Raw genomic sequence first — 9,263 nt, forward strand, 5'->3', positions numbered from 1 at the left:
CAGCGCGGCCCCGGCGATCTTTGATGCGAAGCTGAAAACCTGGGGCCGCGCTGCGGCCCTTTCGCGACACAAGGCCGCTCCTACAAGGGCCGCACCCGACATAACCCGCACCAGCGGCTTATCAGCCGAAGAGGCTGGCCTCGACGTCGAACCCGGCATCGCGCATCTGCGCCAGCTTGTAACGCAGGGTGCGCGGGCTTATGCCCAGGCGCTCGGCGGCTTCCTTGCGGCGGCCGCGTTCGGCGCGCAAGGTGTCGATGATGGTCTGGTACTCATGGCGGCGCAGGTCATCGCCCAGACCACTGGCTTCGGCAACCACGGCTGCCACTGACGGCGCCGCGCCGGCCGACAATGGAATGGCGCCCGCCAGACAGAAATCCGCCGCTTCGATCACCCCACCCTGCTGCAGGATCAAGGCGCGCTGCAAGGCGTTGTCCAGTTCGCGCACGTTGCCGGGCCAGGCATGCGCCTGCAGGCAGGCCCGCGCATCGGCAGACAGGCGCACGGGTGCGTGCTTCATCTTGCTGACATGGCGTGCCAGCAAACGCTCGGCCAGCGGCAGGATATCGCCCTTGCGCTCGCGCAGCGCACACCAGGCCAGGGGGAACACCGACAGCCGGTAATACAGGTCTTCACGGAAGCGGCCAGCCGCCACTTCGCCTGCCAGGTCGCGGTTGGTGGTGGCCAGCACGCGGATGTCCAGGCTGATCGGCTTACGCCCACCTACCCGCTCCACCTCGCGCTCCTGCAGCACCCGCAACAGCTTGGCCTGCAAGGCCAGCGGCATCTCGGAAATCTCGTCGAGCAGCAAGCTGCCGCCCTCCGCCTGCTCGAACTTGCCGGCCTGGGCCGCGATGGCACCGGTGAAGGCGCCTTTCTCGTGGCCGAACAGCGTGGCCTCAAGCATGTTGTCAGGGATGGCCGCGCAGTTGATCGCCACAAAGGGCTCGGCCGCCCGCGGGGACTGCTGGTGAATGTAGCGCGCCAGCACTTCCTTGCCGGTACCCGACTCGCCAGAGATCAACACGGTCGAGTCACTGCGCGCTACCCGCGCAGCCAGTTCGAGCAACTGCCGGCTGGCCGGCTCGCAGGCCACCGGCCCTTCTTCTTCCGCTGCACTGACACGGCCTGCGGCGTGGCGCTCAACCAGGCTCAACAGCGCCTTGGGCTCGAAGGGCTTGACCAGGTAATCGGCAGCGCCTTGGCGCATCGCCTCCACGGCACGCTCGACTGCGGCATGCGCCGTCATCAGCAGCACCGGCAGTTGCGGCTGCTGGCGACGCAATTGCGCCAGCAGCTGATGCCCATCCATGCCGGGCATGTTCACATCACTGACCACCAGGCTGAACGCCTCGGCCAGCACCGCCTCCAGCGCCTCTTCGGCACTGCCCACGGCCCGGTAGTCGAAGCCGCCGATTTCCAGGGTGTCGCCAAGCGCCTGGCGCAATACGCGGTCATCCTCGACCAGCAGCACCTTGATCGCCATCAGCCCGCCTCCGCCAGTTGCCCATCGATCAGCGGCAGCTCGACCCGCACGCAGGTGCCGCGCCCAACCTTCGAGCGCAGGCTGAGGGTGCCCTGATGCGCCCGCACCACGGCCTTGACCACGGCCAGGCCCAGCCCGGTGCCGGTGGCCTTGGTGGTCAAGAACGGCTCACCCAGGCGGCCCAGCAAATCGGCGTCGATACCGCTGCCGGCATCACTCACGCACAGGTGCAACACCTGCTCACGACGGAACACGTGCACTTTGAGCCGGGCCGGTTCTTCGCTGGCTTGCAGGGCGTTCTCAATCAGGTTGAGCAAGGCGCCAACCAGGGTATCGCGGTTGCACAGCAGCTCGCCCAGGTGGCTGTCGCACTGCCAACGCACGGCATGCCCTTGCACGTGCGACTGCGCCGCCTGCTGCAGGGCCTGGAACAGTGCTTTCGGGGTCACACGATCACCCAGCGGCAGCTCGCCGCGGGCGAACACCAGCATGTCGCGCACCTGGTGCTCCAGCTCGTGCAGGCGTTCCTTCAAGGTACCGGCGAAGCGCTGGCGGGTTTCGGCGCTCAGGTCTTGCTCGCTGTCGGCCAGGTGGCTGGCGTAGAGCATGGCTGCCGACAGTGGCGTGCGAATCTGATGGGCCAACGAAGCGACCATGCGCCCCAGCGACGACAAGCGCTCATGGCGCGCCAGCTGGTCTTGCAGGCGACGGGTTTCAGTCAGGTCGTTGAGCAGCACCAGTTGGCCGGGTTCGGCATCCAGCGAACGGGTGGCGATGGACAAGCGGCGGCCGTCGCGCAGCGACACTTCATGGCCGTCATCCTTGCGCGGGGCGAAGCTGCGGGCAATGACCTGGCGCCACAGCTCACCGATCAGCGGCTCGCCGAGCAGTTCGCAGGCGGCCGGGTTGGCTTCGCGCACCCTGCCCTGGCCGTCGATCACGATCACCCCGCCCGGCAACAAGTCCAGTAGGTTCTGCAGGCGATTGGCCAGGCGTTCCTTTTCGTTCAGTTCGTCCATGCGCTGGGCACTGACCACGGCCAGTTCGCCCTTGAGCTCACTGACGCGGGCTTCGAGCAGGCTGTAGGATTGGCTTAGCTGGCTGGAGACCTGATTGAACAAGGCGAAAGCCTGCTCGACACCCTGTCGGCTTTCCTGCTCGACCGGGGTATGCCCCTGCAGATCGGGGGCTCGGGAAACGTGGGCGGCCTGGGGCATCGTGCTCTCTCGCGTGGCTGACCGTCATAAAAACGGTGTGGTGCCAGCGGTGTAGCAATAGCCGTGCCGAAGATGGGGTTTTACCAAACTGCGATGCGTATTGTGCAACCTGTGTAGGAGCAGCCTTGTGCTGCGAAGAGGCCGGCGCATGCACAGAGCCTTTCTGTGCTGCCACCGGCCTCTTCGCAGCACAAGGCTGCTCCTACACGGGTTTACCGACTGCCTGAAACAGGCGCAAAGGGGGTCAATCCTCCGCCTGTTCCTCGCCACCCTGACGGCTCATGCCGTACTTGCGCATCTTCTCGACCAGCGTGGTACGGCGGATACGCAAACGTTCAGCCGCGCGCGCAACGATACCGTTGGCATCGTCCAGCGCCTGCTGGATCAGGCCCTGCTCCAGGCTGCCCAGGTAGTCCTTGAGGTCAAGGCCTTCGGGCGGCAGCATCGCGGGGTTGGCGAAGTTCGGTGCATGGCCGTTGATGGCCACGCGCTCTTCGAGATCACTGCGCAGGTGGTCGACCATCTGCTCGTCTTCATCATCGACGTAGCGGAATTTTTTCGGCAGTTCGGACACGCCGATCACCCCGTACGGGTGCATGATCGCCATGCGCTCGACCAGGTTGGCCAGCTCGCGCACGTTGCCCGGCCAGCCATGCCGGCACAGCGACATGATCGAGGCAGAGTTGAACCGAATCGAACCGCGCTTCTCGTGCTCCATGCGCGAGATCAGCTCGTTCATCAGCAGCGGGATGTCTTCCACCCGCTCACGCAGGGGTGCCATCTCGATGGGGAAGACGTTCAGGCGGTAGTACAGGTCTTCGCGGAAGGTCCCATCCTCGATCATGCTTTCGAGGTTTTTGTGGGTCGCGGCGATAATGCGCACGTCGATGCTCTGGGTCTTGTTGCTGCCCACGCGCTCGAAGGTGCGCTCCTGCAACACGCGCAGCAGCTTGACCTGCATCGGCAGCGGCATGTCGCCGATCTCGTCGAGGAACAGGGTGCCACCGTTGGCCAGCTCGAAACGCCCGGCACGGCTGGTGATGGCACCGGTAAAGGCGCCCTTCTCGTGGCCGAACAGTTCGCTTTCCAGCAGCTCGGCCGGGATCGCGCCGCAGTTGACCGGCACGAACGGCGCATCGCGGCGCTTGGAGTGGTAGTGCAGGTTGCGCGCCACCACCTCTTTGCCGGTGCCCGACTCGCCGAGGATCAACACGCTGGCATCGGTGTCCGCCACTTGCTGCATCATCTGCCGCACATGCTGGATGGCGCGGCTGGTGCCGACCAGGCTGCGGAACAGGTTCGGCTCGCGCTGGCGCCCGCGCTCGCGTGCCTGGTCGTACATCTCGCGATAGACCTGGGCACGGTGCAGCGAATCGAGCAACTGGCTGTAGCTCGGCGGCATTTCGAGGTTGGAGAGGACCCGACGGCGAAGCTCTTCCGGCAACTCTGCAGAAGAAATTTCACCTAAAAGCAGCACCGGAAGGAACTCATCCCACCCGGCCACTGTCTTAACGAGCCCAAGGAGATTGCCCGGAGCATTCACGGCACCGACAAGCACGCACAGCACTTCCCGACTCGAAGACAACGACTCCACCGCCTGCTGCCAGTCCTGGCTCGAGCATGCGAGGTTTTCTTCGCCTAGAAAATTCAGGACCACCGCCAGATCGCGGCGGCGGGCGCTGTCGTCATCGATCAGAAGAATCTTGGTTTCACGCCACATGCAATAGCAACTTCCCTAGTCATATCGGCGCCCTGTGGGGCGTGCTCGACATCATTCCGACTGAATGGTCAGTGTTCGGACGTCTGAAATTCGAAAACAGCCACTAGTAAAGTCAAAAACTTAGAAGCAGTCAAATTTATGGCGCCGAGCTTTGCGTTCTGCTCAGCGTCAGCTGAACAGATGGTATACCTTTGTGGCCTGTTTCGCTTGGTTGATATTCGTCATTTGCTGGACTAAAGATTGACGTTCGTCACTTGCAACGTCGATTAGTTGGCGATAAACGTCCATCAGCGCTTCGAGGTTCACCCGAACCGCCGCCTCATCCTCCACCGCCCCTTGCAGCAATTCGTCCATCTGCGCCCTGCAGGCCAGGTCTAGCTCGCCGATGGCGGCCCAGTCGCGCGCTTGCAGTGCCTCGTTCAGGGCCTGACGGGTGTCTTCGATTCGCTGCAACGCGTTCATGTGGCCTCCTGGCGTGTCACTGCTCGGCTGTGGCGATGGCATCCCAACCGCTTTTGACGGTGATCATCAGCTGGGCGACTTCGTCGATGATGGCGGGGTCGCTGTCCAGGTTGGCCTGGATCAGACGGGTGGCCATGTAGGCATACAGGCTGTCGAGACGGTCCAGCTCATCTGGGTTGTCGGTCTTGTCCTTGTCCAGCCCTTCACGCAGGCCACCGATGATGTCGATCGCCTTGCCCAGCATCACACCCTTCTGCGCCACGTCGCCGCGGCTGATCGCGCCCTTGGCCTGGGCCATACGGTCCAGCGAACCTTCCATCAGCATCTGCACCAGGCGGTGCGGGGTTGCTTCGGAGATCTGGGCGTGGGAATTGACCTTCTGGTACTGGCGAAGGGCTCTCATCGGGTGCATGGGGGATCCTCAGTGAACGGGGCAGAACAGTGGCCGTATACCTAAGTAATCGGCCCTGAGCTGGATTTCTTTAGGCTATTAGGAGTCGCTGTTGGCCTTGTTCAGCGCGTTCAGCGTGGTCATCACGCTGTCGCTGGTCGCCTTGAGCTTGGCCACCAAGGTGTCCATGGCGTTGTACTTCTTGGTCAGGGTGTCGGTCAGCGACTCGATACGGCGATCAAGCGCGGTCTGCGACTCTTCCAACTGCTTGAGCTGGGTGGTCAAGCTCGCCTGGCGCGACGCGAGGATACCCCCTGTCTTGGCGTATTCTTCAGTGGCCGCGGTCATGCGACTGAGCAGGCCTTCCTTACCGATGAACAGGCCACTGATGTCAGCGCCCATCGTTTTGACTGCGGCATCCCACTTGTCGTTGTTGAGCTCAAGCAACCCCGTCTTTTGTACGGTATTGATGCCTAGCTGCGACAGCGTACGCAGGCCACCGGTACCCACACTGCGGGTGAGCTCGCTACGGATCGAGCTGACCAGCGAACGCATGGTCGCATCGCCTGTCAGCGACGCACCCGAGGCGCTGCTGTCGTCGGCGCCCGTTGTGACCTTGGTCTGCGCATTGATGGTCGTCATCAACGCGTTATAAGCGGTCACGAAGGACTGCACCGAGGTTTTCAGGGTGTCGTTGTTGCTCGCCACCACAAGGCTCGACTTGCCTTCTTTGACCAGGGTGATGTCCACACCACTGACCGCACCGGTCACGGTGTTGGAAGCCGATTCCAGCTCGAGGCCGTCGAGCTTGTACTTGGCGTTCTGCGGCTCTGCAATGGTCGTCACACCGGTGGCCATGTCGGCGGTGCCACCCAAGGTCAGCTCGGTGCCATCACCCATTTTGGTCGACGAGAAGATCAGCCGCGAACCACTGGCGTCAGTGACGATGTTGGCTGTGATGCCCTTGGATTGCAGCTGATCGTTGATCGAGTCGCGCGCCTGCTGCAGCGTTGCACCCGAGGCGATGGACACGTTGTGCGTGGCATTGCCCTGGCTAATGGTCAGGGTTTGCGACTCGCCCGAATCGTTGATGATGGTCGAGGTGTTCTTGTAAACCTGAGTCGAAATCTTGGATGCCGTTGCCAGCTGGGTCACTTCAAGCGAGTACGTGCCCGACGACGCGCCATCACCCAATTTGATCTTGGCGATAGCTTCGTCAGACGACGACCCAGACAAACCATTGAAGCTCGCTGCAGTATTAAGCTTGACCAGCGCCGCGCGGTACGTTTCCAGCGCACTTTTGATCGTACCGATGGCCGACAAGGTGGTGGTGGCGGTGGCGGTCTGATTATTGATCTGGGTTTGCTTGGGTGCTTTTTCTGCACCCGCCAACGCCGCAACAAGCTCGTCGATCTTTAGACCCGAACCCAGTCCGGTAATAGTAGAACTCGCCATCTTCACACTCCTTATCGGTGACCGTCGAAAATCCGACGAAAACGCGTCCGTGCGGCTTTACAACAAAAGCCGTGCCAACTCAGGCCTGGGTATCAAACAACAGGCTGTTGGCATCCTTCAGGTTTTCCGCCAGTTTCAGTGCCACTTCGGAGGGCAACTGACGGATGACTTCGCCGCTCTGGCGGGCGATGACCTTGACGACCACCTGGCCGGTGGAGTCATCGATCGAAAAATCGAGTTGTCGCTCTGAAGCCTTGACGAAGTCCTGGATGGCATTGACTGCGGTTTCCAGGGTTTCTCGGGCTACAGGCTGGGATTCTTGCTTGGCCGGCTCGTTGGCCGCCAGCTCGCTCTCTTGCCGCTTGCTCGCTGTTGCTTCGGGAGCAGCGGAGGCGGGATAGGACAGGCCCAGTTTCACGCTCATATCCATTTCTGGCACCTCTTGTTCTCGGAAAGACGAAAGGGTACGTCACCGTACCCTTCGTCAAACTACTTAGCGATCAGGATCAGCCCAGCAGTTTCAGTACCGACGACGGCAGCTGGTTAGCCTGGGACAGGATCGCGGTGGAAGCCTGTTGCAGGGTTTGCTGCTTGGTCAGCTCGGCGGTTTCCGAAGCGAAGTCGGCGTCCTGCACACGGCTGCGGGCAGCGGTGGAGTTTTCCGAGATGCTGTTCAGGTTGGCAACGGTGCTGTCGAAGCGGTTTTGCACAGCACCCAGCTGAGCGCGCTGGCTGTCGATCTGAGCGATAGCGGCATCCAGAGCCTGGATGGCTTTCTGCGAATCGGCAGCAGTGGTGATGCTCAGGTTGGAAACGGTGGTTTCCTGGGTGATGGCAGTGGTGCTGTTGGTGGTAGCCAGGCCCAGAGCGGCCAGACCGGTACCTTGGCTGCCGTCGGCAACGGTGATGTTTTCTTTCGAGAACAGCTTCAGGGTGTTGTCGGCGTTCTTGCTGGCGGTGACGCCGGTGCTCGCGGTGTTGATCGCCGAGATGATGCCGTCCAGGGTATCGCCCTTGGTGAACTTCACTTCAGTGCCGTTCAGGGAGATCGAGGTGTCAGCAGTCAGCTTGGCTTCGGTGGTGCCAGCAGCCAGGCCGATTTTAGCTAGGGCGCCTTGGCCAGCGGCACCAGTGCCGTTGGTCAGGTTGATGGCTTTGCCATCAGCGGAGCTCAGTTGCAGACGGCCTTCGGAGCTCAGGGTTGCGCTGACGCCGGTGTTGGTGGTTTCAGCGTTGATGGCAGCCAGGACATCAGACATTTGCTCGCCAGCGGCTGCGCCGACCGGAACACCGTTGATGTTGAAGGAGATATCAGCAGCGAAGCCAGCCGATGGAGTAACAGTTGCTGCCGCAGCGAAGCCGCCGGTGGCACCTGGGGTGGCACTACCCACTGCAGTTGCAGTGAAGGTAGAGGCAGAGCTCATTACGATCTTGCCAGTACCATCATCAGCAGCACTTACGCCAGTGCTGGCGGTTTGAGCATTGATTTTGCCGATTACACTGGCAGTGTCATCGTTCTCGTCCAAGGTGATCGGGCTAGCAGCACCGTTAAGCGTCAGGGCTACAGTTTCACCAGTTGCTGGCGCAGCGAAGGTTACCGCTGCAGCAGAGTAGCGAGTAGCGGCCGGGGCAACAGCACCAGTAACGACTGCGGACAGGTCAGTAGCAACGCCATCAGTCTTAGCTTCGCTGAACGAGCCTTTCAGGCCAGTCGAGCTGATGTCGGTCATGCCGAACGAGATGGTTTCGTTGGCGCTGGAACCGATCTGGAAGCTGACGTTCTGGAACGAACCGTCGAGGACTTTACGGCCACCGAAGGTGGTGGTGTTGGCGATACGGGTCAGTTCGCCCGACAGCGCGGTGAATTCTTGTTGCAGGGAAGTACGGTCGTCATCGCTGTTCGAGCCGTTGGCGGACTGCAGGGACAGTTCGCGCATACGCTGCAGGATGCTGGTCGATTCTTGCATCGCGCCTTCAGCGGTCTGGGCGATGGAGATGCCGTCGTTGGCGTTTTTCACGGCAACGCTCAGGCCTTTGATTTGGCTGGTCAGACGGTTGCCGATCTGCAGGCCGGCGGCGTCGTCTTTGGCGCTGTTGATTTTCAGGCCGGAAGACAGGCGGGACATCGAAGTACCCAGCGCGTCGGAAGCACGGTTCAGGTTCTTCTGAACGCCCAAGGAGGTGATGTTAGTGTTAACGGTCAAAGCCATGACGAATTCCTCGTTGAATGGATACAGCGGCTTCCGGCCCTGGCAACCGCCGGGTGTGGCCTAGAGAACCTTCGTAATGGTTATCGTCGGGTGCGCGGGTTGCTTGAGGGGTTTTTCAAAAAAAAAATGGTGGCACGCTGCCAGCCCAGTGAAATCAGGGGGTTAAGGGCGAATTTTTGACGTCAAAATCTGTGCAGAAAAACCTGTTGGCACTGCCAACCTGTGGGAGCGGGCTTGCCCCGCGAAAAGGCCGGCCCCGGGGCTGGGACCCGCGTTTCCCGGGGTCGCGGGGCCACCCCCCAACCGAACAGCACCCCGCAAA

The 9,263-nt window shown here is 61.7% G+C and carries 8 protein-coding genes; all 8 read right to left on the reverse strand.

Annotated features, from left to right (window positions below; all coding sequences use genetic code 11):
- Positions 1–121 precede the first annotated feature (121 nt).
- Positions 122–1,486, reverse strand: coding sequence for a sigma-54 dependent transcriptional regulator (locus OO306_RS27245; protein WP_265970333.1), 1,365 nt, complete (start codon positions 1,484–1,486; stop codon positions 122–124).
- A complete protein-coding gene (locus OO306_RS27250) occupies positions 1,486–2,703 on the reverse strand; it encodes a PAS domain-containing sensor histidine kinase (RefSeq protein WP_027593035.1) in 1,218 nt (405 codons plus the stop codon). The genes OO306_RS27245 and OO306_RS27250 overlap by 1 nt, the downstream gene beginning before the upstream one ends.
- A gap of 244 nt (positions 2,704–2,947) precedes the next feature.
- The gene (fleQ, locus tag OO306_RS27255) at positions 2,948–4,423 is read right to left on the reverse strand and encodes a transcriptional regulator FleQ (protein ID WP_099428640.1); all 1,476 of its coding nucleotides are present in this window, start codon (positions 4,421–4,423) and stop codon (positions 2,948–2,950) included.
- Positions 4,424–4,591: 168 nt separating this feature from the next.
- Entirely contained in the window at positions 4,592–4,885 is a 294-nt protein-coding gene (locus OO306_RS27260) for a flagellar protein FliT (RefSeq protein ID WP_099428639.1), read from the reverse strand.
- Positions 4,886–4,901: 16 nt separating this feature from the next.
- The gene (gene fliS, locus OO306_RS27265; RefSeq protein WP_186703692.1) at positions 4,902–5,297 is read right to left on the reverse strand and encodes a flagellar export chaperone FliS; all 396 of its coding nucleotides are present in this window, start codon (positions 5,295–5,297) and stop codon (positions 4,902–4,904) included.
- 78 nt (positions 5,298–5,375) lie between these two features.
- Complete coding sequence (gene fliD, locus OO306_RS27270) at positions 5,376–6,731, reverse strand: flagellar filament capping protein FliD (protein ID WP_265970334.1); 1,356 nt, start codon at positions 6,729–6,731, stop codon at positions 5,376–5,378.
- A gap of 79 nt (positions 6,732–6,810) precedes the next feature.
- Entirely contained in the window at positions 6,811–7,161 is a 351-nt protein-coding gene (locus tag OO306_RS27275; RefSeq protein ID WP_265970335.1) for a flagellar protein FlaG, read from the reverse strand.
- A 76-nt stretch (positions 7,162–7,237) separates the two neighbouring features.
- On the reverse strand, positions 7,238–8,941 hold the full coding sequence (locus tag OO306_RS27280) for a flagellin (RefSeq protein WP_265970336.1): 1,704 nt from the start codon (positions 8,939–8,941) through the stop codon (positions 7,238–7,240).
- Positions 8,942–9,263 lie beyond the last annotated feature (322 nt).

This window comes from Pseudomonas sp. DCB_AW, assembly GCF_026240895.1.
GTDB classification, from domain to species: domain Bacteria; phylum Pseudomonadota; class Gammaproteobacteria; order Pseudomonadales; family Pseudomonadaceae; genus Aquipseudomonas; species Aquipseudomonas kermanshahensis.

What these genes read in the sequence shown, in the direction of transcription:
- fleQ (WP_099428640.1), bottom strand. Translation starts at nt 4,423, where the DNA reads ATGTGGCGTGAAACCAAGATTCTTCTGATCGATGACGACAGCGCCCGC.
- OO306_RS27275 (WP_265970335.1), bottom strand. Translation starts at nt 7,161, where the DNA reads ATGGATATGAGCGTGAAACTGGGCCTGTCCTATCCCGCCTCCGCTGCT.
- OO306_RS27250 (WP_027593035.1), bottom strand. Translation starts at nt 2,703, where the DNA reads ATGCCCCAGGCCGCCCACGTTTCCCGAGCCCCCGATCTGCAGGGGCAT.
- OO306_RS27245 (WP_265970333.1), bottom strand. Translation starts at nt 1,486, where the DNA reads ATGGCGATCAAGGTGCTGCTGGTCGAGGATGACCGCGTATTGCGCCAG.
- OO306_RS27280 (WP_265970336.1), bottom strand. Translation starts at nt 8,941, where the DNA reads ATGGCTTTGACCGTTAACACTAACATCACCTCCTTGGGCGTTCAGAAG.
- fliD (WP_265970334.1), bottom strand. Translation starts at nt 6,731, where the DNA reads ATGGCGAGTTCTACTATTACCGGACTGGGTTCGGGTCTAAAGATCGAC.
- OO306_RS27260 (WP_099428639.1), bottom strand. Translation starts at nt 4,885, where the DNA reads ATGAACGCGTTGCAGCGAATCGAAGACACCCGTCAGGCCCTGAACGAG.
- fliS (WP_186703692.1), bottom strand. Translation starts at nt 5,297, where the DNA reads ATGCACCCGATGAGAGCCCTTCGCCAGTACCAGAAGGTCAATTCCCAC.